Below are 25,711 nucleotides of genomic sequence, written 5' to 3' on the forward strand. Positions count from 1 at the left end.
ATGCCCGAACCGGACCCGCCCCCCGCGATCGATCATCGATACTTGGCGGTAACGTGCACGAACGGAGCAGGCGCCGGGACCCGGCTGGCCTGCCCGGTCGTGGATCAGCAGCGAAAGGGACGATGTGACGGACATCCCAGCGGGAGACATTGCACGCGTCGGAGTCGTGGGCTGCGGTCAGATGGGCGCGGGGATCGCCGAGGTGTGCGCCCGGGCCGGCCTGGACGTCATGGTCGCCGAGACCACCGGCGAAGCCCTGGAGATCGGCCGCACCCGGCTGTTCGGCTCCCTGGCCAAGGCCGCCGAGCGCGGCAAGATCACCGAGGAGGAGCAGGAGGCCACGCTGGCCCGCCTGAGCTTCACCACGGACCTCGGCGAGTTCGCCGACCGTGACCTGGTGATCGAGGCGGTCGTCGAGAACGAGCAGGTCAAGACCGAGATCTTCCAGGTCCTGGACCAGGTCGTGACCCGGCCGGACGCCATCCTGGCCTCCAACACCTCGTCCATCCCGCTGGTGAAGCTGGCGGTGGCGACCTCGCGGCCGGACCAGGTCATCGGCGTCCACTTCTTCAACCCGGCGCCGGTGCAGAAGCTCGTCGAGCTGATCCCGGCGCTCACCACGTCCGAGGGCACGATCAGCCGGGCCCAGCTGTTCACCGAGAAGCTGCTCGGCAAGCACGCGATCCGTGCCCAGGACCGTTCCGGCTTCGTGGTCAACGCGCTGCTGATCCCGTACCTGCTCTCCGCGATCCGGATGTTCGAGACGGGCATCGCCAGCCGTGAGGACATCGACAACGGCATGGAGATGGGCTGCGCCCACCCGATGGGCCCGCTGAAGCTCTCCGACCTCATCGGCCTGGACACGGTCGCCTCGGTCGCGCAGTCGATGTACGAGGAGTACAAGGAGCCGCTGTACGCCGCTCCCCCGCTGCTGCAGCGCATGGTCGACGCGGGCCGGCTGGGCCGCAAGACGGGCTCGGGCTTCTACACGTACGGCTGACCGCCCGGGCGCGGTCCTCGTCCCGACGCCGCCGCTCCTCCGGCCACGGCCGGAAGCGGCGGCGTCCGCGTTCCGCCGCCTGTTCGTTGAGGCGGCTGGTTACAGACGGTCAGATTTCGGCCAAGCGGCGGGCCCGGCACCTGGGTTGGTGCCGGGCCCGCGGCATTCACACACCGTGTGCGCGCCGGGCTCGCATATGCCCCTCGCACACTCTCCCCAGGCGCCCACCAGGGGAGTTGACTCCTGTGCGCACACCAGGGATGTGACATGACTACGGAAAGGAGCGGACTCGTGACCGTCGATCCCGAGCATCCCGTCGTCCATGGAGAACTCGCAGAGTTACGGCGCCGCCTCGATGTGGCGTACGCCCGCGTCGAGGGCGGCCTGGCACTGCTCAGTCACCGCACCGAGGAGACCGCCAAGGAGATCGAGGAACTCAACACCCGGATCCACACACTGGAACACGCGCGCTGGCCGCTGCCCGCGGTCGCCGCCCTCACCGCCGTGGGTGCCCTCGTCGTGGCGATCTGGCAGGCGTTCGGACGGTAGAAGGCCACGTCGGGTCAGGGCAACGTGTCCTGTCCGAGCCTGAGATGGTGCAGCAGAAGTAACGCGGCCGCCATGTTGGCGGCCGGGACCTCGCCGCGGGCGACCAGGTCGGGGACGAGCTTGAGGGGCACCCACTCCCGGCGGTCCGACTCGAAGTCGTCCACGGGGTGCCCGACGTACTCGCCCCGGTCGGCCCAGTACACGTGGTGCCGGGCGTCGGTGAGCCCGTTGGACGGCTCCACGCTCATGAGGTGGTGCAGCGGTCCCGGCCGCCAGCCGGTCTCCTCCTCCAGTTCCCTGGCGGCCGCGCGGGCGATGTCCTCGCCGTCCTCGACGACGCCCGCCGCGAGTTCCCACCCCCAGCTGTCCGTGATGAAGCGGTGCCGCCACAGCAGCAGCACCTCGTTGGCCTCGTTGACCACCGTGGCCACGGCGACCGGCCGCAGTCGTATGAGGAAGTGGTCGAGGTGCCGGCCGTCCGGCAGTTCGACATCCGCGAGATTGACGCTGAACCAGCGGTTTGAGTACACAGTTTGTTCGTTGCGTTTCGTCCACTGCACGGTTCTGCCACCTTCCGTCGAGTAAGGGGCAATATCGCAGCAGGGACGTGGTGACAGCAGGCGCACAGGAAGCGGCTCGGGACAGGCGGGGGCCGCAGCCCGGGATCTACAACGGTACGCGCAGGGCCCCGTCGATGAGTTCGGCGGCCTCGGACGTACCGGCGCACCCGCTGCGCACCAGGTGTTCGCGCACCGCGCGCAGCCGGTCGCGCAACCGCTGGGACTCCATGCCACGGGCCTGCTCGGCCATCTGCACGGCGATGGCGACGGCCTTGTCGGCGTTGCCCTGGCGCAGCTCGATGGTGCTGAGCATCGCGAGCCGGTGCACACGCCCCCGGTCGTGCGCCGGGTTGTCGACGGCGGCCGCGGCATGCTCCCCGGCGGCTGCGATCTCCCCGAGGCTGAGCAGCGCCTCCGCCACCTGGACGTTGACCAGGCCCGGCTGGACATAGCCGGTCTCGTCGGGCTCGTAGCCGCGCCGGATGCGCTCGGCCGCCTGCTCGGCGCGCCGGATGCAGGACAGGGCGCTGCCGCCGTCGCCGAGATGCGCGTACGCCTTGGCCTGCATCGCGTAGAGGTCGGAGGCGAGCGCCGGGGTGATGTGCTTGCCGGCGGCGCGCAGCGCGGCCTCGGCGAAGGCGACGGCCTGCCGGTACTCCCGCATGAACAGCGACTGGTTGACCAGCAGGGCGATGACGTACGCCCCGAGCCCCCGGTCCCCGCTGGCCTTGGCCAGGCGCAGCGCCTGGTGGAAGTAGCGCTGGGCGAGCCCGTGGGCGTCGGAGTCGTAGGCGCAGATGCCGGCGACGGCGACCAGCCCGCCGGTGGCGCGGTGCAGTTGGCGGCCGGTCTCGTCGGTGTAGCTGCCGCGCAGCAGCGGGGCGGCCTCGGCGTTGAGGAAGCCGACGATCCGGGCGCGCGTCGCGATGCCCCCGGCCTTGCGGTACATCTGCTCGTAGTGCGTGCGGGCGGCCCGCAGCATCTCCAGGTCGCCCGGGGTGACCCGGTGTCTGCCGCCCCGGGAGACGTCGACGTCCTCGGGCGGGTTCTCCCACTCCCACACGGGCATGACGGCGGGTGTGCCGGTGAGGGCGGGGGCGCCCAGGATGTGCGGGCGCTGCTGCTGGTCGGAGCGCCACAGGGCGGTGGCCCGCTCGACGAACCCGGAGAGCGAGCCGGTGTGCGGGGCGGACGGCTCGCCGGGCACGCCGAGTCCGATGTCGTCGAGGGTGACCTGCCGTTGCAGCCGGGCGGCCAGCACCTCGCAGATGAGGTCGGGCACCTGCCCGCGCGGGCGCTGCCCCTTCAACCACCGGGCAACGGCGGTGTGTTCGTAGCGCAGGGACAGGCCTCGTGCCCGTCCCGCCTGATTCACGTGTGCGGCCAGCCCCGCGTGCGAGATCCCCGCCTCGTCCAGGATCGCGTCGAGCAGAGTATTGGGCTGCATGTGGGCCCCCCGGGTGGCTCGGTGCGGACAGGTTAGTGGTTCCGGGTTCACACGGGGTGTGAACGGAGTGCTCGAATCCGCGCTGTGTGCGCGCTGTCGCTCTGCGTCGCCGGCCGGTTGACTGAAATGCCTCGCAAGAGGCCGGCCGGGCCGCCGGCTCCCCCTCGTACAGTGCGGCGGCCCGCTTCCGCCGTCCGCCCGGCCGCCTGCCCGACACTCCGTGGCGGGGCGGACGGCATCGCCGGCCGTGCGTCGTGCGTCGCGGTGCCTAGGGTGCCGTGGTGGTCCGCGGTGCTCAGGGTGCCGTGGTGGTCCGCGGGTGCGTTGTGGTCGTTCGCGCCGTTCCCTGCGCCCCCCGGTGGGCCGGCCGTCCGTTCCTCAGGACGAGCAGCGCGATGTCGTCCGGCGGTGTGCCCCGGATGTGGTGCCGCAGCGCGGTCGAGATCCTGCCGACGACGCCCTGCGCGGAGAGCGGCCCGTCCGCCGCCGCCCCCGTCAGCGCCGTCGCCAGCGGGAAGAACGCGCCACGGGTGTCCCGGGCGTCCTGCGCACCGTCCGTGAAGAGGAACAGCGCGTCATCGGGTTCGAGGCGGCCGAGCCCGACCGTCGGCAGAACCGGCGGCAGCGGGAAGAGGCCCAGCGGCGGATGCGGGTCGCCGGCGGCGAGTTGTTCCGCCCGTGTGCCGCTCAGCCGGTACGGCCAGGGATGGCCGCAGTTCAGCGCGAGCATCTCGCCGTCGGCCCGGATCTCCACGAGGAGCAGGGTCACGAACTCCTCGATGTCGCCGGCGGGATGCTCCAGACGCAGATGCCGGTCCAGGGCGCGCTCCAGCCGGCGCAGCACATCCCCGAGGTCCTTCTCGTCGTGCGCGGCCTCGCGGAAGCAGCCGAGCACGGCGGCGACCGTGCCGAACGCGCCGATCCCGTGGCCGCGGACGTCGCCCATCACGGCCCGCACACCGTGCTCCGTGGCCACGACCTCGTACAGGTCGCCGCCGATCGCGGCCCCGCGCTCCGCCGCCACCTGGACGGCGGCGACGTCCAGCCCGTCGACGCGGGACGGCGGCGGACGCAGCAGCGCGCTCTGTGCGGCGCCCGCGACCCGGCGCAGCTGCCGCAGCTCGCGCGTCAGCGACCGCCGTACGTGGAGGATCAGCCCGGTGCCGACCGCGAAGAACACGGCGCTGGTGAGGATGCGCGCGGGGAGATCGTTCTGCTGGGCGAGCGGACAGGCCAGCTTGTACGTGACAGCCGCCGCGCCCCACACCGTCGGCAGTCCGAGCCAACGCACCCGACCACGGACGCGGATCATGCCGATGGCCCCCCATCAGGCCCCTGACACACAGAATCGGACCGGCCCGAGAAGGCCGGTCCGATTCTGTGGGACAGTCCGCCCGAAAAGGCAGGATCAGCCACCTTTACCACTCAAAAGAGTGAGGTGACCCGCCCCGCCAGGGGCGCGGGGAACTGCGCGACCAGCCACAGCGGACCCGCAGCCGGAGTCACCGCGCAGCCCCCACGGCGCTAACTCCGCAGCTCGGCTCCCACCCGCTCACCAGCGAGAGCGACGGCCGCGTCCCGGGCCGCGGACGCCTCGTCCACGGTCAGCGTCCGGTCGGCCGCCCGGAACCGCAGCGCGTAGGCGAGCGACTTCCGGCCCTCACCGAGCTGCTCGGCGTTCTCGTACACGTCGAACAGCCGGATGGACTCCAGCAGTTCACCGGCCCCGTCCCGCAACGCCGCCTCGACGTCCGCGGCCGGCACGAACGCGTCGACGACCAGGGCGACGTCCTGCGTGGCGACGGGGAACGTGGAGATCCGCGGCGCCGACACCGTGGCGTCACCCGCCGACTCCACGGCGTCCAGGTCGAGTTCCATCGCGCAGGTGCGCGCGGGCAGCCCCAGCGCCTTCACGACCCGCGGGTGCAGCTCACCGGCGTGCCCCACGACCCGCTCGGCACCATCCACGGTGACGGCCAGCTCGGCGCAGCGGCCCGGGTGCCACGGCCCGTACTGACCCTTGCGGATGATCAGCTCGGCACCGGCCTCGCGGGCGACGGACCGCGCCGCCTCGACCGCGTCGGCCCAGTCCGCCGGACGGCCCTTGCCCCACCAGCCGGCCTGCTCGCGCGCACCGGCGAGCACGACGGCGACGTGCCGCGGCTGCTCGGGCAGTGCCGCGTTCAGCTCGGCGAGCTCCTCGTCGGTGGGGCGGCGGTCGACGGGCAGCACCGCGGCGATCCGCTGCTCCTCGCGCGGCCGGAAGACCAGGCCCGTCTCGAACAGCGCGAGGTCGTGCGAGCCCCGGCCGTCGTTGCGGCGCAGCGCGGCGAGCAGCCCCGGCAGCAGCGTCGTGCGCAGCGCGGGCTCCTCGTCGCTCAGCGGGTTGCTGAGCTTCACGACACGGCGGGCCGGGTCGTCCTTGTCCAGGGCGAGCTGGTCGAAGACCGGTTCGCCGATGAACGGGTAGTTCGGCGCCTCGACGTATCCGGCGCCGGCCAGGGCGCGGCCGACGCGCCGGTGCAGCCGCTGCCGGTCCGTGAGGCCCAGGCCGGCCGGCGGCTTGGGCAGCGTGGAGGGCAGGTTCTCGTAGCCCTCCAGGCGGATGACCTCTTCGGCCAGGTCGTTCGGGTCGGTCAGGTCCGGCCGCCAGGACGGCACGGTGACCAGGAGCTCGTCCTGCCCGTAGACGTCGCAGCCGATCTCCTGGAGCCGCCGGACGACGGTCTCGCGGCCGTAGGCGACGCCCGCGACCTTGTCCGGGTGGTCGGCCGGGATGGTGATGGTGCGCGGTGCGGTCGGGGCGAGGACCTCGGTGACACCGGCCTCGGCCGTGCCGCCGGCGAGGAGGACCAGCAGGTCGACCGTGCGCTGCGCGGCAGCGGCGGCGGCCTGCGGGTCGACACCGCGCTCGAAGCGCCGGGACGCCTCGGAGGAGAGCTTGTGCCGGCGGGCCGTGCGCGCGATCGACACCGCGTCGAAGTGGGCCGCCTCGATGACCACGTCGGCCGTGGCGTTCTCCACGTCGTCGTGGTCGGCGATCTCCGTGTTGGCGCCGCCCATGACACCGGCGAGACCGATCGGCCCGCGGTCGTCGGTGATCACCAGGTCCTCGGCGTCCAGGGTGCGCTCGACGCCGTCGAGGGTGGTGAGCTTCTCGCCCGGCTCGGCCCGGCGCACGCCGATGGTGCCCTGGACCAGGCCGCGGTCGTAGGCGTGCAGCGGCTGGCCGAGCTCCATCATCACGTAGTTGGTGACGTCGACGGCGAGCGAGATCGGGCGCATGCCGACCTTCTGCAGCCTGCGCTGCAGCCAGATCGGGGAGCGGGCCTCGGCGCTCAGGCCGGTCACCGTACGGGCGGTGAAGCGGTCGCAGCCGGTGGGGTCGGAGATCCGCACCGGGTAGCCGTAGGCGTTCGGGCCGGGCACGTCGATCAGCGCCGGGTCGCGCAGCGGCAGGCCGTAGGCGATGGCCGTCTCGCGGGCGACGCCGCGGATGGACAGGCAGTAGCCGCGGTCGGGCGTGACGGCGATGTCGAGGACCTCGTCGACCAGCTCGAGCAGCTCGACGGCGTCCTTGCCGACCTCGGTCTCCGGCGGCAGCACGATGATGCCCTTGGTGCCGTCGTCGCCCATGTTCAGCTCGTCGCTGGAGCAGATCATGCCGCGCGACATCTTGCCGTAGGTCTTGCGCTCGGCGATCTGGAAGTCACCGGGCAGGACCGAGCCGGGCAGGGCCACGACGACCTTGTCGCCGACGGCGAAGTTGCGGGCGCCGCAGACGATCTCCTGGGGCTCGCCCGTGCCGTTGGCCCGGCCGACGTCGACGGTGCAGAAGCGGATCGGCTTCTTGAACTCCGTCAGCTCCTCGATGGTCAGCACCTGGCCGACCACCAGCGGGCCCTTGAGGTCGGCGCCGAGCCGCTCGACGGTCTCGACCTCCAGACCGGCCGAAATGAGCTTGGCCTGGACGTCCCGGCCGGTCTCCGTCGCCGGCAGGTCGACGTACTCCCGCAGCCAAGAAAGCGGGACCCGCATCAGATCTCCATCCCGAACGGCCGGGTGAACCGGACGTCACCCTCGACCATGTCTCGCATGTCCTCGACGTTGTGGCGGAACATCAGCATCCGCTCGATGCCGAACCCGAAGGCGAAGCCGCTGTACTTCTCCGGGTCGACACCGCAGGCCCGCAGCACGCGGGGGTTGACCATGCCGCAGCCGCCGAGCTCGATCCAGCCCTCGGACGAGCAGGTGCGGCAGGAACGGTCGGGGTTGCCGACGGACTCGCCCTTGCAGACGTAGCAGAGCATGTCCATCTCGGCGCTGGGCTCGGTGAACGGGAAGTAGTTCGGCCGCAGCCGGGTCTTCATGTCCGCGCCGAACAGCGACTGGACCATGTGGTCCAGGGTGCCCTTGAGGTCGGCCATCGTCAGGCCCTCGTCCACCGCGAGCAGCTCGATCTGGTGGAAGACCGGCGTGTGGGTGGCGTCCAGCTCGTCGGTGCGGAACACCCGGCCGGGGCAGACGATGTACACGGGCAGCTCACGGTCGAGCAGGGCGCGCGCCTGGACCGGGGAGGTGTGCGTGCGCAGCACGACGCCGGAGCCGGACTCCTCGGTGCCCTCGGGGCCCTGCACGAAGAAGGTGTCCTGCATCTGCCGGGCCGGGTGGTCGGGCAGGAAGTTGAGCGCGTCGAAGTTGAACCACTCCGCCTCGGCCTCCGGCCCCTCGGCGACCTCGTAGCCCATGGCCACGAAGACGTCCGCGACCCGCTCCATCATGGTCGTGAGCGGGTGCCGGGCGCCGGACGGTACGCGGTCGTAGGGCAGCGTGACGTCCACCGCCTCCTCGACCAGCACCCGCGCGTCGCGCTCGGCCTCCAGCTCGGCCTGGCGCGCGGCGAGCCCCTTGTTGACGGCGCCGCGGGCCTGGCCGACGCGCTTGCCGGCCTCGGCCTTGGCGTGCGGGGGCAGGGCGCCGATCTCGCGGTTGGCGAGGGCCAGCGGCGAGGCGGGGCCGGTGTGGGCGACCTTGGCCTCGTGGAGCGCGTCGAGGGAGTCCGCGGCGGCGAAGGCGGCGAGCGCCTCGTCCCGCATGCGCTCGATCTCTTCCGGTTTCAACGTCTCGACCTCGACCGGGTCGTACGACTTATTCGGTGCCGACATCTCTTCCCGTGCTTCCGATTGTCCCCCAGCTGTCGCTGGGAGGTGCCCCGAGGCTGAAGGTCCCCGTCACCGGCTCCGACGGCCGTCCGCGGGACACAAAGGTGCCAGGGGCCGAGTCTAACGGGGTGGAGGTGGACGAATGCGCCCGTGGTCCTCAGGCGAGATACGCCGGAGCCGCCACGGGCAACGTAAATCGGAACTCGGCGCCGGCGCCGGGGGCGCGGCCGACCGTGATGGTGCCGCCGTGGGCCTCGACGATGCCCTTGACGATGTACAGCCCGAGACCCGTGCCGCCGCGCTTGCTGCCCCGCCAGAAGCGGGTGAAGACGCGGTTCATGGACTCCTCCGGGATGCCGGGCCCCTCGTCGCTCACTGTGACCGACGTGCCGGTGTCCTCGCCCTCGCGGGGGGACGCCGTGGCCGTGATGTCGATCGTGACAGTTCCCTCGCCGTGCCGCACGGCATTTTCGAGCAGGTTGCTGAGCACCTGGTCGATCTTGTCGGGGTCGGCCCACAGGGCGGGCAGCGGCTGCTGGACGCGCAGCAGGAAGCGGTCGGCGGGCTGCCCGGCCGCGACGTAGGCCTGGATGTGCCGTCCTACGGCGGCGCCCATGTCGACGGGCTGGCGGCGCACCTCCAGGCGGCCGGAGTCGATCCGGGAGATGTCGAGCAGCTCGGCGATGAGCCGGGTGACGCGGTCGGCGTCGGCGTCGACGGTCTCCAGCATCAGCCGCTTCTGGTCGTCCGTGAACCGTTCCCACTTGGCCAGCAGCGTGGCGGTGAAGCCCTTGACGGAGGTGAGCGGGGAGCGCAGCTCGTGGGCGACGGTGGCGATCAGCTCGGCGTGGCTGCGCTCGGTGCGGCGCCGGGCCTCGGTGTCGCGCAGGGTGACGACCAGACGCCGCACGGGTCCGGTGGGGCGGGTGCGGACGTAGCGCGCGGAGACCAGCACCTCGCGCCCGCCGGGCAGCAGGAGGTTGCGCTCGGGCTGGCCGACCCGGATGGCGAGGCCGCCGTAGGGGTCGGTCAGCTGCCACCAGCGGCGCCCTTCGAGGTCCTCTAACGGCAGCGCCTTCTCCAGCCGCTGCCCGAGGGCGTCCCGGGCGCGCACGGCGGTGATGCGCTCGGCTGCGGCGTTGAAGCAGATGACGCGGCCCTGCTCGTCGGCGACGACCAGCCCGTCGGGCAGCTGGTCCGGGTCGATGCCGAGGCCGGCGAGGTCACCGGACGGCCGGGACGCGGCGGGTGGGCTCCCGGCGTCCCGGGCTCCCGGTGCGCTGCTCGTGCCGACGCTCATCCCCGTACCCCACCTCTCAGGCTCCGCGGAGGGTCCCTGAGCTGGTCACCCTACTAGTTCCCGGTGACGGAGCGGCACCCTCCGGGGGCGCGCTGTGCACGCGCCGACGCATAGAGACATACGGCGGCGGCGGTGGCGAGGTTCAGGCTCTCGGCCTTCCCGTGGATCGGGACCCGCACGACGGCGTCGGTGAGGGCGCGGGTCTCCTCGGGCAGGCCCCAGGCCTCGTTGCCGAAGACCCAGGCGGTGGGTCCGCCCATGGTGCCCTTGTCGAGCTCCTCGTCGAGGTCCCGGTCGCCGGCCCCGTCGGCGGCGAGCACGCGGACACCGGCGCCGCGCAGCGCCCCGACGGCCTGCTCCACGGGGACACCGACGGCGACGGGCAGGTGGAACAGGGAGCCGACGGAGGCGCGGACGGCCTTGGGGTTGTACACGTCGACGGAGGCGTCGGTCAGCACGACGGCCTCGGCGCCGGCGGCGTCGGCGCAGCGCAGCACGGTGCCGGCGTTGCCGGGGTCGCGGACGTTGGCGAGGAGGGCGACGAGCCGCGGGCGGGCGGCGAGCACCTCCTCGAAGGGTGTGTCGAGGAACCGGCAGACCCCGACGAGTCCCTGCGGGGTGACGGTGGTGGAGATGTCGGCGATGACCTGCTCGGCGGCGAGGTGCACCCGGGCTCCGGCGTCCCGGGCGGCACCGACGATGTCGGCGTACCGCTCGGCGGCCTCCAGCGTGGCGAACAGCTCCACCAGCGTGGCCGCACCGCCGGACCGGTGTCCGGCCGCCTCCCGCACCGCCTGCGGCCCCTCCGCGAGGAACAGCCGCTCCTTCCCCCGGAAGTTCCGCTTGGCCAGCCGGCGTGCCGCCAGGACACGGGAGGAGCGGGGGGAGATGAGCTCGGGGGTGGCAGGGGACATCCTGTTCGCTTTCTCGGTAGCTGCACAGCAGGACCCGCAGGCCGTTCGGCCTGCGGGTCCTGTCAGTCACATCGGCTCGAAGCCGGCGTCAGGCCGCCTTGGGGGCGTTGACGTCGCTCGGCAGCGCCTTCTGGGCGACCTCGACGAGCGCGGCGAACGCACCGGCGTCGTTGACGGCCAGCTCGGCCAGGATCTTGCGGTCGACCTCGATGTTCGCGGCCTTCAGACCCTGGATGAAGCGGTTGTAGGTCATGCCGTTGGCGCGGGCAGCGGCGTTGATGCGCTGGATCCACAGCTGGCGGAAGTCACCCTTGCGCTTCTTGCGGTCGTTGTAGTTGTAGACCAGCGAGTGGGTGACCTGCTCCTTGGCCTTGCGGTACAGGCGCGAACGCTGACCGCGGTAGCCGGAGGCCTGCTCGAGGATCGCCCGGCGCTTCTTGTGGGCGTTGACTGCCCGCTTGACGCGTGCCACTTCTTAACTCCTTGTAGCGGGGCCGCGGTGATCCTCACACGGCCCGAATTCGATTGGGTCCCGGTCCTGACGTACGGCGCTCACGCGCCGGGCGTCACTTGCCGAGAAGCTTCTTGATCTTCGCGGCGTCGCCCGGGGCCATCTCGGCGTTGCCGGTGAGGCGACGCGTCACACGGGACGACTTGTGCTCGAGCAGGTGGCGCTTGCCGGCGCGCTCGCGGAGCACCTTGCCGGAGCCGGTGATCTTGAAGCGCTTGCTGGCACCGCTGTGCGACTTGTTCTTCGGCATAGCGCCGTTCTCTCCTCGTCGGTGGCGCTCCGGTGCCCGGTCGTGAAACCGGGCACGGTGGAGCGTCGTCTTGTATCGGTTGCTTCCTGGGACTGGCGTCCCGGGGAGTCACGCCTCGGCGGGCTCCTCAGCCGGCGCCTCGGTCTCCGCGGCGTTCTGCGACTTGCCGGGGTTGGCCTTCGCGTCCGCCTTGCGGGCTTCCTGCGCCTGGCGAGCCTCGGCCATCGCCTCGGTCTTCTTCTTGTGCGGACCGAGGACCATGATCATGTTCCGGCCGTCCTGCTTCGGGTTCGACTCGACGAAACCGAGGTCCTGGACGTCCTCCGCGAGACGCTGCAGCAGCCGGTAGCCCAGCTCGGGCCGGGACTGCTCGCGACCACGGAACATGATCGTGATCTTGACCTTGTCGCCCTGCTTGAGGAACCGAACGACGTGACCCTTCTTGGTGTCATAGTCGTGCGGGTCGATCTTCGGCCGGAGCTTCATCTCCTTGATGACCGTGTGCGCCTGGTTCTTGCGCGCCTCACGGGCCTTCATGGCCGACTCGTACTTGAACTTCCCGTAGTCCATGAGCTTGCACACGGGCGGACGGGCGTTCGCCGCGACCTCGACCAGGTCCAGGTCGTACTCCTGCGCAAGCTCCAGTGCCTTGGCCAGGGGGACGATGCCCACCTGCTCGCCACTGGGACCGACAAGTCGCACCTCGGGAACGCGAATCCGGTCGTTGATGCGGGGCTCGGCGCTGATGGATCCTCCTCGGTAGCACCACGCGACGGTCTGGCGGACGGCCGCGTAACGTCTCTGTTCGATAGACCTAACCGCGCCGAAGCACAAAAAATGCCCCGGACGATTCCCAGGCGGGGCTCCTCGAACTACCGGAGCACCGCCGCGGGAAGCCGCGGGGCGCGCTTTCGGACGGATCGCCGACGCTGGGACGGGACCGTCTGACCGGTGACCCGACGCCCTGAGGGCGGTCAGGTGGGAGTTCGAAAGCCTCCACTTGTGGGTCGGGCTCGCGGGCCGTGAGGCATACGGGTCCGACCGGTCGTTACACGAGGTTACCAGCAATGGCCAGGAAGGGCTAATTGGGGCGCGTCGGGGCCTGGTGCGGCACGCGCCCGTGCTGCGCCTATCGTGTGGGGCATGAGTGAGACCCCTCCTGAGTCCCCCGACTTCGACGCCATGGCCCGCGACATCGCGGAGGTCCCGGCGGTCGAGGTGATCGTGACCGTCGCCGTCAACCTGATGAGCGCGGCCGCCGTGAAGCTCGGTCTGACCGAGGAGGGCGAGAAGCACAAGGACCTGGACGAGGCCCGCAAGCTGGTGCACGCGCTGGCCGGCCTGCTGGACGCGTCCACGACCGAGATCAGCTCGTTCCACGCGGCTCCCCTGCGCGACGGCCTGAAGTCGCTGCAGCTGGCGTTCCGCGAGGCCTCCCTCGTCCCGGACGAGCCCGGCCAGGGCCCGGGCGAGAAGTACACGGGCCCGGTCTACGGCTAGCGGGTCACCGTACGAAGAGGGGCTCGCCCGGGGGCGTCGCCTCGGCCGGCAGCAGTGCCAGGTCGAGACCGCGCACCAGGCGGGCCCTCAGTGTTTCGTCGGCGGCCAGGCGCTCGGCGACGGCCCGTGCGGCCTCGGCCCGGTCCGCGGCCGGGTCGAGCACCAGGGCCAGGGTGCCGTCGGCCCGTCCGGGTCCGAGGTGGGCCCGCAGCACGGCCGGCTCGGCGGCCACGGCCTCGCGTACGGCGCCGACGACGGCCGGGTCGGCGAGCGGGTCGGTGGTGGTGCGGCCCTCCGCCAGGGCGAGCAGGGCGGGGCCGGTCAGCTCGAACGGCACGGGTCCGGCCAGGTCCAGCACGACCGTGTCGGCCTTCTCGTGCGCGGCGGCCTGCAGGGCCTGGTGCAGCGGTACGGCGACGGGGCGTGCCTCGGGATCCCAGCGGGCGAGGGAGTCCGTGGAGGTGAAGGCGGGCAGGGCGGTGCGGTTCCCGGCCTTGAGGGTCGGTACGGCCATGTCGCTGGTCTTCTCGCGGCGCAGTCCCCGCTCGTCCTCCTCGACCTCGCCGAGCACGGCCACGACGGGGACGAGCAGCCGGGCGCCCTTGAGCGCCTCCAGGACCGGCCCCACGGCGGTGCGGTCGGCGGACCAGGCGGCGAGGGCCGCGCTCAGCCGGGGGTCTGCGGAGCCGTCGTCGTCGGAGAAGCCGGGGTCGGGGATGTTCTTGTTCGCCACGGTCGTCGACCCTATCGGCCGAGCGCCGCGCCCCGGGCGGCGGCTCGGAAGTCCTGAGGGCCGGAGCGAAGGCTCAGAAATCCCGGGGGCCGGTGCGAGGGCTCAGAAGTCCTGAGGGCCGGTGCGGCGGCCGCGCCACAGGACGACGGCCGCGACCAGCAGCACGCCGCCGGCGCCGCCCGCGAGGGGGGCGGCCCAGTCGGCGGTGTCGTCGCCGGAGGAGGCGGCGTCCGGGCCGCTGCCGAAGTACTTCTCGCCGTAGGACGCCGACCGCAGGCCCTCGGGCTTCAGGCGGGCGGCGGCCCTGATGGCGGCGGCCGGGTCGACGAAGCCGAAGCCGCGGGAGTCGTCGCGGCCGCCGACGGGGGCGTTGCGGGCGGTGTCCTCCAGAAGCGTCTTGATCTGGGCCGGGGTCAGACCGGGGTGAGCGGCCTTGACCAGGGCGGCGGCTCCGGAGACGAACGCGGCGGCGGCACTGGTGCCCCAGCCCTCGTAGTACTTGTGGTCCGGGTCGGCGATGACGACGTCGACGCCGGGTGCGCTGACGGTGGCGTACCAGCGGCGGGTGGAGAAGGAGGCGCGGGTTCCGGCGCGGTCGACGGCGGTGGCGGCGATGACGCCCGGGTAGGCGGCCGGGTAGGAGATGCGGTCGCCCTTCTCGCCGCCGTTGCCGGCCGAGGCGACGACGACCACGCCCTTCTTCAGGGCGTACTGGATCGCCTGGTCCTCGGTGGGCTCGGGGTGGGCGGAGGCGGAGTCGTCGCCGAGGGAGAGGTTGATGACGTCGGCGCCGTGGTCGGCGGCCCAGCGGATGCCCTCGGCGAGGGCGTTGCCGCGGGTGCTGCGGGCCTTGGCGCGGGAGGGGTCGCCGTCCTCCAGGATCACGCGCACGGGGAGGATCTTCGCCTCGGGGGCGATGCCGAGGACGCCGTCGGCGTTGCCCGGCCCGTGTCCGTGCCCGGCGATGATGCCGGCCATGGCGGTGCCGTGGCGAGCCCAGGCGCGGTCGCCGGGTTCGGCCCCGAAGCGGACCAGGTCCTTGCCGGGCAGGACGTTGCCGGCCAGGTCGGGGTGGTCGGCCTCGACGCCGGTGTCCAGGACGGCGACGGTGACGCCCGCGCCCTTCGTGGTCTGCCAGGCCTCCGTGGTGTGCATGGCCTCCAGGGCCCACTGCTGGGCGCGGATGCCGTCGGCGTGGGCGGGGGCGGCCGGGACCAGGGTCAGGCCGGCGGCGAGGAGCACGCTCAGGAGTCCGCCCGCGCGGGAGGTGAGGGCTTTCACGACGGCTGCTCCGTTTTCACGACGGCCGCTCCGTGGCCGAGCGGGCGTTCTTGCGGAGGTCGCGTTCGACGCGGTCGGCGAGGCCCTTGGCCTCGTGGCCGAGGCCGGCCTGGGCGGGGGGCGTGGCAGCGCCGGATTCCATCGCGTCCTCGGCGGGCTGGGGATCGTCGACGGTACGGCCGTCGGCCCAGCCGGAGACGGCGTAGACCACGACCGGGGCCTCGGTGAGCACCGAGACGGTCCAGGAGGCCCGCTGTTTCGCCCCGAAGTCCGCGGCGGGGGTGTCCTTCGCGGCGTACGGCAGGGGCATCAGGTCGGCGCGGCGGTCCAGGCGTTCGTTGCGGAAACGGTTCGCGAGGGCGGTCATGGCCGGGGCGTCGGCCGTGGTGAAGAGCAGGCCGACGGTGGTCACGTGGCTCTCGGTGGCGTCGGTGTAGGTGGCGCGCAGGAGGCGTGCGCAGCCGACGGGCGCGAGGGCCTTGCGCAGCAGGGGGTCGAAGGCGTCCTTGCAGCCGCTGTCCGGGGCGACGGCTATCCGGGTCCAGGTGCGGTCGGCTCCGCCGGGACCGGCGCCCCGGCCCTGCACGGTACGGGGGAACAGCTGGTCGACCGGGACGCTGTGCCAGAGGCTCCCGGCGGCGCTGAACGTGCTGCGCGCGCCCTCCCCGCCGGAGTCCCCCACGAGCCAGCTCCCGGTGACCGCGCCCGAGATCAGCCCGAGCCCGAGCACCAGGCAGACGGCGGCTGCGGCAGCCTGCGACGCCCGCCGCCGCCCGAGCGGCCGGGGCCGGGCGTCGCCGTCGTAGCCCTCGGGCTCCCCGAACGACACGAAGGGGCGCGAGGCGCCGGGGACGGCACCGGGGCTGAGCGGGGCGCTCCAGGAGAGCGCGGGGTCGGGGAACACAGGGTCCGGCTCCGCGCCCGGCGGGGCGGAAGGTGCGGGGCGGTGGCCGGGACCGGGCGGCATGGGCCGACCCGCGGGCCGCGGCGGCGTGGTGCCGCGCGGGGGCGCCGTGTCGCGCGGGGACGTGGTGTCGCGCGGGGCCGTGGTGTCCCGCGGGGGCTCGGTGGGAGCGGGCGGAGTCGGAGCGGACGAGGTGGGCCGACCCCCGGGCCGCTGCGGGGGCGTGGTGCCGCGCGAGGGCTCGATGGAAGCGGGCGGGGTGGGGGGCCGGCCGACACCGGGACCGGCCCCGGTGTCGCCACCGGCCCGTGCGGCACTGCCGGTACCGGCGTCGTGCCGCGGCTCGTACGTCGGGCGCGGCGGGGTGTCGGAGCGGGCGGACGCAGAGGGGGCGGAGGGGGCGGAGGGGGCTGCTGAGGTTTGGGGGGTCGCGGACGAGGCCTGCGCGACGGGGCGGCGACCGGCGGACCCGGCGGCACCTGAGGAGTCGGCGGACCGAGGGGCGTCGGCGGGTGAAGGCTCCCCGGGGGCCGGGCGCAGGCGGGCGGTGGTCTCCGACGACGGTTCGCCGGGGGCCCGGGCAGGGCGGGACGGCGGCGTCTGAGTGCCGCCCCGCGCGGTCAGGCGGAAGGGGCGGGCCGGGGTCTCCCGGGCGGGAGCGCGGTCGGCGTTGCCGCTGGGCGGGGTGTCCGGGAGGCGGGAGGACGCGCGGGGCGGCGGCGGTGAGGCCGGCTCGGGGCGCCGGGGCGCAGGCGCCCCGAAGCTCGGAAAGCGTGGGTGGCCGTGCGGGCTGCGGTCGTCCGTGCCGGAGCCGCTGTGACCGGCAGAGCCCGCCGTGCCGTCCGTGCCGGAGCCGCTGCCTTCCGCCGCCGACGCGTCTCCGGCGGCAATGGCGCCACGGCCCTCCGTAGCGGCAAAGGCGCCACGGCCCTCCCTGACGGCGAGGCCGTCTCGGTTCTCCGGGGCGGGGAAGGCGCCTCGGCCCTCCCCGGCGGCGAAAGCGCCACGGCCCTCCGTAGCGGCGAAGGCGTCACGGCCCTCCCCGGCGGCGAAGGCGTCGCGGTTCTCCGGGGCGGACGCTGTGTCCGGGGCGTCCGTCGGGGTCGGTGGGTGGGTGGGGCGTGGGGGGAAGGAGGCGCGTCGCGCTTCCGTGCTCATGCACCCCCCGTTTCCCCGGCCCGGGCCGCTTCGCGCGCGGGCCGGTGTCGTTCTGCCCGAGGCCCGGCACCGACTCGTCCGGGCACACATACCCGTACGGACGGAGCGTCATCCCGGCACGGCTGCGCGGCCGGCGGCGTCCGCCGTACGTGCGCGTCACTCTACGGCTTGTCCGTGGGCGAACGGGAACCAGTCCACGAGCCCGGGGCATCTGCCCGGAACGTCCCCCTACCCTGCGGTAATCCGGTCTGGCAGGCTGCGTTCATGACTGCGCGCGCCGCCGACCGGGCCCGTTACGACCGGGCCACCGCCCATCTCGACGCCCCTCTCGCGATCGTGGATCTGGACGCCTTCGACGCCAACGCCGACGACCTGGTCCGCCGCGCCGGGGGCAAGCCGATCCGGGTCGCCAGCAAGTCCGTGCGGTGCCGGGCGCTGCTGGAACGCGTCCTGGCCCGGGACGGCTTCGCGGGGATCATGTCGTTCACGCTCGCCGAGTCGCTGTGGCTGGCCCGGTCGGGGTTCGAGGACGTGCTGCTGGCCTACCCGTCCGCGGACCGCGCCGCGTACGCCGAGCTCGCCGGTGATCCCAAGCTGGCCGCCGCCGTGACCGTCATGGTCGACGACGTGGCCCAGCTGGACCTGATCGACGCCTCCCGCGGCGGCGGGCGCGAAGTGGTGCGCGTGTGCCTGGAGTTGGACACGTCCCTGAAGCTGCTCGGCGGCCGGGTGCGGGTCGGGGCCCGGCGCTCGCCGCTGCACTCCCCCGCCGAGGTCGCCGACGTGGCCCGCGCGGTGGTCCGGCGGCCGGGTTTCGAGGTCGTGGGGATCATGGCGTACGAGGGTCATGTCGCCGGGGTCGGGGACGCCGTGGCGGGGCGGCCGCTGCGCTCGCGCGCCATCCGGCTGATGCAGGCCGCCGCCAGGCGCGAACTGGCCGAGCGGCGCGCGGAGGTGGTGCGGGCGGTGCGGGCCGTGGTGCCGGCGCTGGAGTTCGTCAACGGCGGGGGCACCGGCTCGGTGCAGCACACGGCCGCCGAGGACGCCGTCACCGAGATCGCGGCCGGGTCGGGGCTGTACGTACCGCGGCTGTTCGACAACTACACGTCGTTCCGCGGCAGGCCGGCCGCCCTCTTCGCGCAGCCCGTGGTGCGACGCCCGGGGGTCGGGGTCGTGACGGTGCTCGGCGGCGGCTACCCCGCCTCCGGCGTGGCCGGGCCGGACCGGTCGCCCGTGCCGTATCTGCCCGAGGGGCTGCGCTACGACCCGCAGGAGGGGGCCGGTGAGGTGCAGACGCCGCTGCTCGGCTCGCCCGCCGACGATCTGCTGATCGGCGACAAGGTGTGGTTCCGGCACGCGAAGGCCGGTGAGCTGTGCGAGCGGTTCGACGCGCTGCACCTGGTGGAGGGCGACGCGGTCACGGCGACCGTGCCGACCTACCGGGGCGAGGGCCACACGTTCCTGTAGCCGGGCCGCGGGTCAGCCGGTCGGGCCGATGCTGCTGCCCACGCCGCCGCCGGTGCCCGCGTCGCCGACCGGGCGGATGCCCTTGGTGATGCGGTCCATGTCGGCGAGCGGGGGCCCGTCCGCGCCCGCGTCGAAGACGAACCGGACCAGGACCGGCGACTCGGTGCCGACGCTGGAGGGGAAGACGAGCGACTGGACGTAGCCGCCCGGGCCCTTGGCGGTGTGCACCCGCCAGCGCACGTAGTACCCGGCGCGGCCCGCCACCGCGACCGGCCCCTGCTTCACGAGCTCGTGGGACTCCATGCCCCCGTAGGGCTTCTGGCCGATCGCGTCGCGGTCGTAGGCGTCCTCGGCCGCGTCGGAGATGTCCGCCTTGGCCAGGGCCTCGGGGGAGGTCTCGTCGTTCGCGGTCACGGTGCGGGAGACGACCAGGCCGTGGCGGCAGACGGTGCCGTCGCCGGGGCAGTCGTACGTGCCGTCCGTGGTCATGACGACGTCGTCCTGGGCGACGTACTGGGGGCGGACCCAGCCGTCGACGAGCGGGAAGGTGACGCCGTTGAGCTGGTCCTCGACGACCGAGGGGTCGTCCGCGGACGGCTCGGAGGCGGACTCCTCGGCGGTCGGTCCGGGTGGCTCGGGCGCGACGGAGGCGGTGGCCGTCGGGGCCGTCCTGGTCTTTGCCCCGCCGTCGTCTCCGCTGCCCAGGACCGCGGCGCCGGTGACGATCGCCGCGACCAGGACGGCCCCCGCCGCCACCAGGGCGACGGTCCTGGCCCGCCCGGTGCCGCCGCCCGGGGGCGTGGGCACCGGGACGGTGGGGGCCTCGGGCGTGCGGCGGTGCTCGGTCCAGGCCGCACCGTCCCACCAGCGCTGCAGATGCGGTGCGTGCGGGTCGGGATACCAGCCGGGCGGAGGCGTCATGCTCATCCCGGCACTGTAGGCCGCGGCCCGGGCCGAGCGGACACGGCCTACAGGGGTGTGACGTACGCCCCCGAGATTCCGCCGTCGACGAGGAAGTCGGTGGCGTTCACGAAGGAGGAGTCGTCGCTGGCGAGGAAGGCCACGGCGGCGGCGATCTCCTCGGCCTCGGCGAACCGGCCCAGCGGGATGTGCACCAGGCGGCGCGCGGCCCGCTCCGGGTCCTTGGCGAACAGCTCCTGCAGCAGCGGGGTGTTGACCGGGCCGGGGCACAGGGCGTTGACCCGGATGCCCTCACGGGCGAACTGCACGCCGAGCTCCCGGGACATGGCGAGGACGCCGCCCTTGGAGGCGGTGTAGGAGATCTGCGAGGTGGCCGCGCCCATCCGGGCCACGAAGGAGGCCGTGTTGATGATCGAGCCCTTGCCCTGGCGGCGCATGTAGGGGATGGCGGCCTTGCAGCACAGGTAGACGGAGGTGAGGTTGACCTCCTGGACGCGCTTCCAGGCCTCCAGGCCGGTCTCCAGGATGGAGTCGTCGTCGGGCGGGGAGATGCCGGCGTTGTTGAAGGCGACGTCGACGCTGCCGTAGGTGTCGTAGGCGGTTTTGAACAGGGCCTCGACCTCCTCGGGGTCGGTCACGTCGACCTTCACGAAGGTGCCGCCGGTCTCCTCGGCTGCGGCCTTGCCGCGGGTCTCGTCGACGTCGCCGCAGACGACGTGCGCGCCCTCGGAGGCGAGGCGGCGGGCGGCGGCGAGTCCGATGCCGCTGCCGGCTCCGGTGACGACGGCGGTACGGCCGACCAGCCGGCGGCAGATGCTTTCCTGGGCAGTCACAGTGCGGGGCCCTCCGTGCTGATGAAGACGTTCTTGGTTTCGGTGAAGGCGGCCAGGGCGTCGGGGCCGAGCTCGCGGCCGACGCCGGACTGCTTGTAGCCGCCGAAGGGGGTCCAGTAGCGGACGCTGGAGTGGGAGTTGACGGACAGGTTGCCGGCGCGGACGGCCCGGGAGACGCGCAGGGCGCGGCCGACGTCGCGGGTCCAGATGGAGCCGGACAGGCCGTAGGGGGTGTCGTTGGCGAGGCGGACGCCGTCCTCCTCGTCGGTGAAGGGCAGCAGGACGGCCACGGGGCCGAAGATCTCCTCGCAGGCCGCGCGCGAGTCCGGCCGCTCGCCGGTGAGGACGGTCGGCGGGAACCAGAAGCCGGGTCCGTCGGGGGCGCTGCCGCGCAGGGCAGGGGCGTCGTCGGGCACGAAGCCGCGGACGCGGTCGAGCTGCTGCCGGGAGATGAGCGGGCCCATCTGGGTCTTCTCGTCGGCCGGGTCGCCCACCACCACGGCGGCCAGGGCGTCGGCGAGCAGCGCGCGGACCTCGTCGTACACCGACTCCTGGACCAGGACGCGGGTGCGGGCGCAGCAGTCCTGGCCGGAGTTGTCGAGGAACGAGAAGGGGTCGACGGCGGTCTTGAGGTCGGCGTCGGCGAAGACGATGTTGGGGCTCTTGCCGCCGAGTTCGAGGGTGACCGGCTTGACCTGCTCGGCGGCGAGCGCGGCGACACGCGTGCCGGTGCGGGTGGAGCCGGTGAAGACGATCTTGGCGACGCCGGGGTGCCGGACCAGCGCGTCGCCCGTGATGTCGCCGCGTCCGGGCAGGACCTGGAAGAGGTGCTCGGGCAGGCCTGCTTCCAGGGCGAGTTCGGCCAGGCGCAGTGCAGTGAGCGGGGTGGTCTCGGCGGGCTTGAGGAGGACGGCGTTGCCGGCCGCGAGGGCGGGGGCGGTGCCCCAGGCGGCGATCGGCAGGGGGAAGTTCCAGGGGGCGATCACGCCGACGACGCCGAGCGGTTCGAGGATCGTGACGTCGAGGCCGCCGGGCACGGGAATCTGCCGTCCGGTGAGCCGCTCCACTCCCCCGGCCGCGTAGTCCAGCAGGTCGCGGACGTTGCCGGCCTCCCAGCGGGCGTTGCCGATCAGGTGGCCGGCCTCGCGGACCTCCAGACGGGCCAGTTCCTCCAGGTGGTCGTCGACGACGGCCGCGAAGCGGCGCAGCATCCGGGCGCGGTCCGCGGGGGCCAGGGCGGCCCAGGTCCGCTGTGCTCCGGCGGCCCGGGTGACGGCCGTGTCGACGTCGGCCGGGCTCGCTCCGGCGACGGCGGCGACGACCTCCTCGGTCGCGGGGTTCAGTACTTCCAGAAGATGCTCGGAAGACAACACGGGCCTCACATGCGTTCGAAGGAGCGGCGCAGCTCCCAGTCGGTCACCGCGGCGTCGAAGGCGTCCAGTTCGACGCGCGCCATGTTGCGGTAGTGCGCGACGACCTCGTCCCCGAAGGCCGCCCTGGCGATGGCGCTGTGCTCCCAGAGCTCGGCGGCCTCGCGCAGGGTGGTGGGGACGTGGGCGAAGTCGGCGGTGTAGGCGTTGCCGGGGCAGGGCTCGGGCAGTTCCAGCTTCTGCTCGATGCCGTGCAGTCCGGCCGCGACCAGTCCGGCGACGGCGAGGTAGGGGTTGACGTCGCCGCCGGGCAGGCGGTTCTCGAAGCGCATCGAGCGGCCGTGGCCGACCACGCGCAGCGCGCAGGTGCGGTTGTCGTGGCCCCAGGCGACGGCGGTCGGGGCGAAGGAGCCGGGCTGGAACCGCTTGTAGGAGTTGATGTTCGGGGCGTAGAGCAGGGAGAACTCGCGCAGGGCGGCGAGCTGGCCGGCGAGGAAGTGCCGCATGACGTCGGACATGCCGCCCGGGCCGTCGCCGGCCATGGCGTTGGTGCCGTCGGCGTCGGCGAGCGAGAGGTGGATGTGGCAGGAGTTGCCCTCGCGCTCGTTGTACTTCGCCATGAAGGTGATCGACATGCCGTCCTGGGCGGCGATCTCCTTGGCGCCGGTCTTGTACACCGCGTGCTGGTCGCAGGTGACCAGGGCCTCGTCGTAGCGGAAGGCGATCTCGTGCTGGCCGGGGTTGCACTCGCCCTTGGCGGACTCGACGGTCAGGCCGGCGCCGGCCATCTCGTTGCGGATGCGGCGCAGCAGGGGCTCGATGCGGCCGGTGCCGAGGACGGAGTAGTCGATGTTGTACTGGTTGGCCGGGGTCAGGCCGCGGTAGTTCGCGTCCCAGGCCTGTTCGTAGGTGTCCTTGAAGACGATGAACTCCAGCTCCGTGCCGACCTGGGCGGTGTAGCCGAGCTCGGCCAGGCGGTCCAGCTGGCGGCGCAGGATCTGGCGGGGGGCGGCGACGACCGGGGAGCCGTCCTCCCAGGCGAGGTCGGCGAGGACCATGGCCGTGCCCTCGTTCCAGGGCACCCGGCGCAGGGTGGCCAGGTCCGGGTGCATGGCGAAGTCGCCGTAGCCGCGGTCCCAGGAGGACATGGCGTACCCGTCGACGGTGTTCATCTCGGTGTCGACGGCGAGCAGGTAGTTGCAGCCCTCGGTGCCGTGCTGGAGGACTTCGTCGAGGAAGAAGCGTGCGGCGAACCGCTTGCCCTGGAGCCGCCCTTGCATGTCGGGGAAGGCCAGGACGACAGTGTCGATCTCACCGCCGGCGACGAGGGCGTGCAGCTCCTCGACGCTCAGCGGGGGTGTGCGGTCTGCCACGGGAGAGCCTCCTTCGGCTTCTTTCGGCGAGCCGGGAGCCATAAGGTATTGCGGAGAACCATTGCTTGGGAAGGGGGTACGGCCACATGCCGGAGGAAGCGGTCGGCGGAGTGCAGGACCGGCTGACGCCGGTGCTGCGGCCGGTGCGCGCGGGCAACGGCTTCGAGGAGGCGCTGGAGCAGATCCTCCAGGTCGTGCGGCTGGGCCTGGTGGCGGGGGGCGAGCGGCTGCCGGCCGAGCGCGAGCTGGCGGAGCGGCTCGGGATCAGCCGGGTGACGCTGCGCGAGGTGCTGAAGGTGCTCCAGGACCAGGGCCTGGTCGAGTCGCGGCGCGGGCGCTACGGGGGCACGTTCGTGCTGCCGCGCACCGACGCGGGCGGCGAGGACGAGCTGCGGCGCCGGATCGCCGAGACCGACATAGAGGACGTGCTGCGGTTCCGCGAGGTGCTGGAGGTGGGGGCGGCCGGGCTGTGCGCGGCGCACGGACTGACCGGGGAGCAGGAGGCACGGCTGCGTGCGGCGCTGGCGGGCACGCACGACGCGCCGCTGAGCGACTACCGGCGCCGGGACACGCTGCTGCACCTCACGCTCGCCGAGCTGTCCGGCTCGCCCACGCTGACCGCCCAGTACGCGGCGGTGCGCGCGAGCGTCAACGACCTGCTCGACTGCATCCCGCTCCTGGTGCGCAACCTGGAGCACTCCCAGCGGCAGCACACGGCCCTGGTGGAGGCCGTGATCGAGGGCGACGCCGACCAGGCGCGGGAGATCATGCGCGAGCACTGCGGGGGCACGGCGGCGCTGCTGCGCGGATTCCTGGGCTGAGCCGGCCGGGCGGCCGGGGCCCGGTGAGGATTTCCGGACCCGGTGAGGATTTACGGGCGATTAACGCACGGGTCTTGCCTTCCCTCGGTCGGCACCGCAAAGGTATGGCCTCATTCCATTGAGTCGTAGCGCGCTCGGCCCCGTGACCGCCGCCCCGTCGGGAGTCTGCCCATGTCCGAGGAACCCACCATCACACCCGTCGCCCCGGAGGGCGACGACTATCTGGAGCGCAGAGCGCTCCGCCGCGGCAGCGCCGGCTGGGTGCTGCTGACCGGCCTCGGTGTCGCCTACGTCGTCTCCGGCGACTACTCGGGCTGGAACTTCGGCCTGGCCGAGGGCGGCTTCGGGGGTCTGGCCATCGCCATGGTGCTGATGGGCGCCATGTACGCCTGCATGGTCTTCGCCCTCGCCGAGCTGTCCTCGATCCTGCCCACGGCGGGCGGCGGCTACGGCTTCGCCCGCCGCGCGCTGGGCCCCTGGGGCGGCTTCCTGACCGGTACGGCCATCCTCATCGAGTACGTCCTGGCACCCGCCGCGATCGTCATCTTCATCGGCGACTACGTCGAGTCGCTCGGCCTGTTCGGGCTGGAGTCGGGCTGGCCGATGTACCTGGTCTGCTTCGCGATCTTCCTCGGCATCCACCTCTGGGGCGTGGGCGAGGCGCTGCGCTTCAGCTTCGTCGTCACCGGCATCGCGGTGGCCGCCCTGATCGTGTTCGCGCTGGCCGCGCTGCCGGACTTCTCCTTCGGGGCGCTGGACGACATCCCGGTCGACGCCTCGGCCGCCGGGTCGAACTCCTGGCTGCCGTTCGGGCTGCTCGGCATCTGGGCGGCCTTCCCGTTCGGCATGTGGTTCTTCCTGGGCGTCGAGGGCGTGCCGCTGGCCGCCGAGGAGACCCGGGAACCGGCCCGTACGCTGCCGAAGGCGATCCGCTGGTCGATGGGCATCCTGGTGGTGCTCGCGGTGGTGACGTTCTTCGCGGCGGCCGGGGCGCGCGGTTCCGCCGCGATCCAGGAGGCGGGCAATCCGCTGGTGGAGGCGCTCCAGCCGGACGGCGAGGCGACGACCCTGAGCCGGATCGTCAACTACGCGGGTCTCGCGGGCCTGGTGGCGTCGTTCTTCTCGCTCATCTACGCGGGCTCGCGCCAGCTGTTCGCCCTCTCCCGCGCGGGCTACCTGCCCCGCTTCCTGTCCCTGACCAGCCGCCGCAAGGCGCCCTACCTGGGGCTGCTCGTGCCCGGCACGATCGGCTTCCTGCTGGCCGCGGTGTCCGGCAACGGCGCCCGCATGCTGAACGTCGCCGTCTTCGGCGCGACCATCTCCTACGCGCTGATGTCCCTGTCGCACATCGTGCTGCGCCGCCGCGAGCCGGAGCTGCCCCGGCCGTACCGCACGCCGGGCGGGGTGCTGACCTCGTCGATCGCGCTGGTCCTGGCGTGTGCGGCGCTGGTGGCGACGTTCCTGGTGGACGTGACGGCCGCGTTCATCGCGCTGGTGGTGTACGCCGTGGCCGTCGCGTACTTCGGCCTGTACAGCCGGAAGCGGCTGGTGGCGAAGGCGCCGGAGGAGGAGTTCGCGGCGCTGGCCGCGGCCGAGGCAGAGTTGGCACGGGACTGAGTCGAGGAGTCGAGGAGTCGAGGAGGAGTCGCTGTGGCCA

23 protein-coding genes are annotated in these 25,711 nt (G+C 73.0%); 6 read left to right on the forward strand and 17 right to left on the reverse strand.

Going from position 1 to position 25,711, the window contains the following annotated elements; translation table 11 throughout:
- Positions 1–124: 124 nt before the first annotated feature.
- The gene (locus CHR28_RS31880; RefSeq protein WP_094057195.1) at positions 125–1,000 is read left to right on the forward strand and encodes a 3-hydroxybutyryl-CoA dehydrogenase; all 876 of its coding nucleotides are present in this window, start codon (positions 125–127) and stop codon (positions 998–1,000) included.
- 291 nt (positions 1,001–1,291) lie between these two features.
- Positions 1,292–1,549, forward strand: a complete 258-nt coding sequence (locus CHR28_RS31885) for a hypothetical protein (protein ID WP_094057196.1) — start codon at positions 1,292–1,294, stop codon at positions 1,547–1,549.
- A gap of 14 nt (positions 1,550–1,563) precedes the next feature.
- Here the strand turns inward: CHR28_RS31885 and CHR28_RS31890 are convergent, their stop codons facing one another.
- From CHR28_RS31890 to infC, 10 genes are all read right to left on the reverse strand, one after another.
- Positions 1,564–2,109 carry an NUDIX hydrolase gene (locus CHR28_RS31890; protein ID WP_094057197.1) on the reverse strand — a complete coding sequence of 182 codons (546 nt, stop codon included), beginning with the start codon at positions 2,107–2,109 and terminating at the stop codon, positions 1,564–1,566.
- Positions 2,110–2,215: 106 nt separating this feature from the next.
- Positions 2,216–3,556: a transcriptional regulator gene (locus tag CHR28_RS31895; protein WP_094057198.1), complete on the reverse strand. Its 1,341-nt coding sequence runs from the start codon at positions 3,554–3,556 to the stop codon at positions 2,216–2,218.
- Between the two features lie 295 nt (positions 3,557–3,851).
- Positions 3,852–4,847: a PP2C family protein-serine/threonine phosphatase gene (locus CHR28_RS31900; protein ID WP_373453408.1), complete on the reverse strand. Its 996-nt coding sequence runs from the start codon at positions 4,845–4,847 to the stop codon at positions 3,852–3,854.
- A gap of 233 nt (positions 4,848–5,080) precedes the next feature.
- Entirely contained in the window at positions 5,081–7,594 is a 2,514-nt protein-coding gene (gene pheT, locus CHR28_RS31905; protein ID WP_094057200.1) for a phenylalanine--tRNA ligase subunit beta, read from the reverse strand.
- A complete protein-coding gene (gene pheS, locus CHR28_RS31910; RefSeq protein WP_094057201.1) occupies positions 7,594–8,721 on the reverse strand; it encodes a phenylalanine--tRNA ligase subunit alpha in 1,128 nt (375 codons plus the stop codon). The genes pheT and pheS overlap by 1 nt, the downstream gene beginning before the upstream one ends.
- A 154-nt stretch (positions 8,722–8,875) precedes the next feature.
- Positions 8,876–10,018, reverse strand: a complete 1,143-nt coding sequence (locus CHR28_RS31915; RefSeq protein WP_094057202.1) for a sensor histidine kinase — start codon at positions 10,016–10,018, stop codon at positions 8,876–8,878.
- 53 nt (positions 10,019–10,071) lie between these two features.
- Complete coding sequence (locus CHR28_RS31920) at positions 10,072–10,932, reverse strand: TrmH family RNA methyltransferase (protein ID WP_094057203.1); 861 nt, start codon at positions 10,930–10,932, stop codon at positions 10,072–10,074.
- Positions 10,933–11,020: 88 nt separating this feature from the next.
- Positions 11,021–11,404 (reverse strand): 50S ribosomal protein L20, encoded by a 384-nt coding sequence (rplT, locus tag CHR28_RS31925; RefSeq protein ID WP_010045263.1) that lies wholly within the window; start codon positions 11,402–11,404, stop codon positions 11,021–11,023.
- A 94-nt stretch (positions 11,405–11,498) separates the two neighbouring features.
- Positions 11,499–11,693, reverse strand: coding sequence for a 50S ribosomal protein L35 (gene rpmI / locus CHR28_RS31930; protein ID WP_003977225.1), 195 nt, complete (start codon positions 11,691–11,693; stop codon positions 11,499–11,501).
- Positions 11,694–11,801: 108 nt separating this feature from the next.
- Positions 11,802–12,440 carry a translation initiation factor IF-3 gene (gene infC, locus CHR28_RS31935; RefSeq protein WP_218829481.1) on the reverse strand — a complete coding sequence of 213 codons (639 nt, stop codon included), beginning with the start codon at positions 12,438–12,440 and terminating at the stop codon, positions 11,802–11,804.
- Between the two features lie 396 nt (positions 12,441–12,836).
- On the opposite strand from infC, the gene CHR28_RS31940 reads away from it, so the two are divergent.
- Positions 12,837–13,193 carry a DUF1844 domain-containing protein gene (locus CHR28_RS31940; protein ID WP_094057204.1) on the forward strand — a complete coding sequence of 119 codons (357 nt, stop codon included), beginning with the start codon at positions 12,837–12,839 and terminating at the stop codon, positions 13,191–13,193.
- A gap of 4 nt (positions 13,194–13,197) precedes the next feature.
- Here the strand turns inward: CHR28_RS31940 and CHR28_RS31945 are convergent, their stop codons facing one another.
- The 3 genes from CHR28_RS31945 to CHR28_RS31955 all read right to left on the reverse strand — a co-directional run bounded on the left by CHR28_RS31945 (position 13,198) and on the right by CHR28_RS31955 (position 16,111).
- Positions 13,198–13,926 carry an SseB family protein gene (locus CHR28_RS31945; protein ID WP_094057205.1) on the reverse strand — a complete coding sequence of 243 codons (729 nt, stop codon included), beginning with the start codon at positions 13,924–13,926 and terminating at the stop codon, positions 13,198–13,200.
- Between the two features lie 102 nt (positions 13,927–14,028).
- Complete coding sequence (gene mycP, locus CHR28_RS31950; protein ID WP_094057206.1) at positions 14,029–15,207, reverse strand: type VII secretion-associated serine protease mycosin; 1,179 nt, start codon at positions 15,205–15,207, stop codon at positions 14,029–14,031.
- A gap of 16 nt (positions 15,208–15,223) precedes the next feature.
- Positions 15,224–16,111, reverse strand: coding sequence for a hypothetical protein (locus CHR28_RS31955; protein ID WP_256984521.1), 888 nt, complete (start codon positions 16,109–16,111; stop codon positions 15,224–15,226).
- 1,422 nt (positions 16,112–17,533) lie between these two features.
- Here CHR28_RS31955 and CHR28_RS31960 point away from each other — a divergent pair.
- Positions 17,534–18,736, forward strand: coding sequence for an amino acid deaminase/aldolase (locus tag CHR28_RS31960; RefSeq protein WP_094057207.1), 1,203 nt, complete (start codon positions 17,534–17,536; stop codon positions 18,734–18,736).
- 12 nt (positions 18,737–18,748) lie between these two features.
- Here CHR28_RS31960 and CHR28_RS31965 read toward each other — a convergent pair whose 3' ends face one another.
- Genes CHR28_RS31965 through CHR28_RS31980 form a run of 4 tightly spaced genes read right to left on the reverse strand, consistent with a single transcriptional unit; the run spans position 18,749 to position 23,233 of the window.
- Positions 18,749–19,657 (reverse strand): DUF2510 domain-containing protein, encoded by a 909-nt coding sequence (locus CHR28_RS31965; RefSeq protein ID WP_094057208.1) that lies wholly within the window; start codon positions 19,655–19,657, stop codon positions 18,749–18,751.
- A 47-nt stretch (positions 19,658–19,704) separates the two neighbouring features.
- Complete coding sequence (locus CHR28_RS31970) at positions 19,705–20,490, reverse strand: 3-oxoacyl-ACP reductase (RefSeq protein ID WP_094057209.1); 786 nt, start codon at positions 20,488–20,490, stop codon at positions 19,705–19,707.
- On the reverse strand, positions 20,487–21,860 hold the full coding sequence (locus CHR28_RS31975) for an aldehyde dehydrogenase family protein (RefSeq protein ID WP_094057235.1): 1,374 nt from the start codon (positions 21,858–21,860) through the stop codon (positions 20,487–20,489). The genes CHR28_RS31970 and CHR28_RS31975 overlap by 4 nt, the downstream gene beginning before the upstream one ends.
- An 8-nt stretch (positions 21,861–21,868) precedes the next feature.
- Positions 21,869–23,233, reverse strand: coding sequence for a glutamine synthetase family protein (locus CHR28_RS31980; RefSeq protein WP_094057210.1), 1,365 nt, complete (start codon positions 23,231–23,233; stop codon positions 21,869–21,871).
- Positions 23,234–23,319: 86 nt separating this feature from the next.
- Here CHR28_RS31980 and CHR28_RS31985 point away from each other — a divergent pair, with 86 nt between their 5' ends.
- Positions 23,320–24,054 carry a FadR/GntR family transcriptional regulator gene (locus CHR28_RS31985; RefSeq protein ID WP_094057211.1) on the forward strand — a complete coding sequence of 245 codons (735 nt, stop codon included), beginning with the start codon at positions 23,320–23,322 and terminating at the stop codon, positions 24,052–24,054.
- A 171-nt stretch (positions 24,055–24,225) separates the two neighbouring features.
- A complete protein-coding gene (gene eat, locus CHR28_RS31990; RefSeq protein WP_094057212.1) occupies positions 24,226–25,671 on the forward strand; it encodes an ethanolamine permease in 1,446 nt (481 codons plus the stop codon).
- Positions 25,672–25,711: the final 40 nt, after the last annotated feature.

The organism is Streptomyces sp. XY006, assembly GCF_002237655.1.
GTDB classification, from domain to species: Bacteria; Actinomycetota; Actinomycetes; order Streptomycetales; family Streptomycetaceae; genus Streptomyces; species Streptomyces levis.

Coding starts and splice junctions, on each gene's coding strand:
- CHR28_RS31920 (WP_094057203.1), bottom strand. CDS start 10,932: ATGTCCCCTGCCACCCCCGAGCTCATCTCCCCCCGCTCCTCCCGTGTC.
- CHR28_RS31960 (WP_094057207.1), top strand. CDS start 17,534: ATGACTGCGCGCGCCGCCGACCGGGCCCGTTACGACCGGGCCACCGCC.
- CHR28_RS31940 (WP_094057204.1), top strand. CDS start 12,837: ATGAGTGAGACCCCTCCTGAGTCCCCCGACTTCGACGCCATGGCCCGC.
- rpmI (WP_003977225.1), bottom strand. CDS start 11,693: ATGCCGAAGAACAAGTCGCACAGCGGTGCCAGCAAGCGCTTCAAGATC.
- CHR28_RS31895 (WP_094057198.1), bottom strand. CDS start 3,556: ATGCAGCCCAATACTCTGCTCGACGCGATCCTGGACGAGGCGGGGATC.
- pheT (WP_094057200.1), bottom strand. CDS start 7,594: ATGCGGGTCCCGCTTTCTTGGCTGCGGGAGTACGTCGACCTGCCGGCG.
- pheS (WP_094057201.1), bottom strand. CDS start 8,721: ATGTCGGCACCGAATAAGTCGTACGACCCGGTCGAGGTCGAGACGTTG.
- CHR28_RS31985 (WP_094057211.1), top strand. CDS start 23,320: ATGCCGGAGGAAGCGGTCGGCGGAGTGCAGGACCGGCTGACGCCGGTG.
- CHR28_RS31965 (WP_094057208.1), bottom strand. CDS start 19,657: ATGACGCCTCCGCCCGGCTGGTATCCCGACCCGCACGCACCGCATCTG.
- eat (WP_094057212.1), top strand. CDS start 24,226: ATGTCCGAGGAACCCACCATCACACCCGTCGCCCCGGAGGGCGACGAC.
- CHR28_RS31915 (WP_094057202.1), bottom strand. CDS start 10,018: ATGAGCGTCGGCACGAGCAGCGCACCGGGAGCCCGGGACGCCGGGAGC.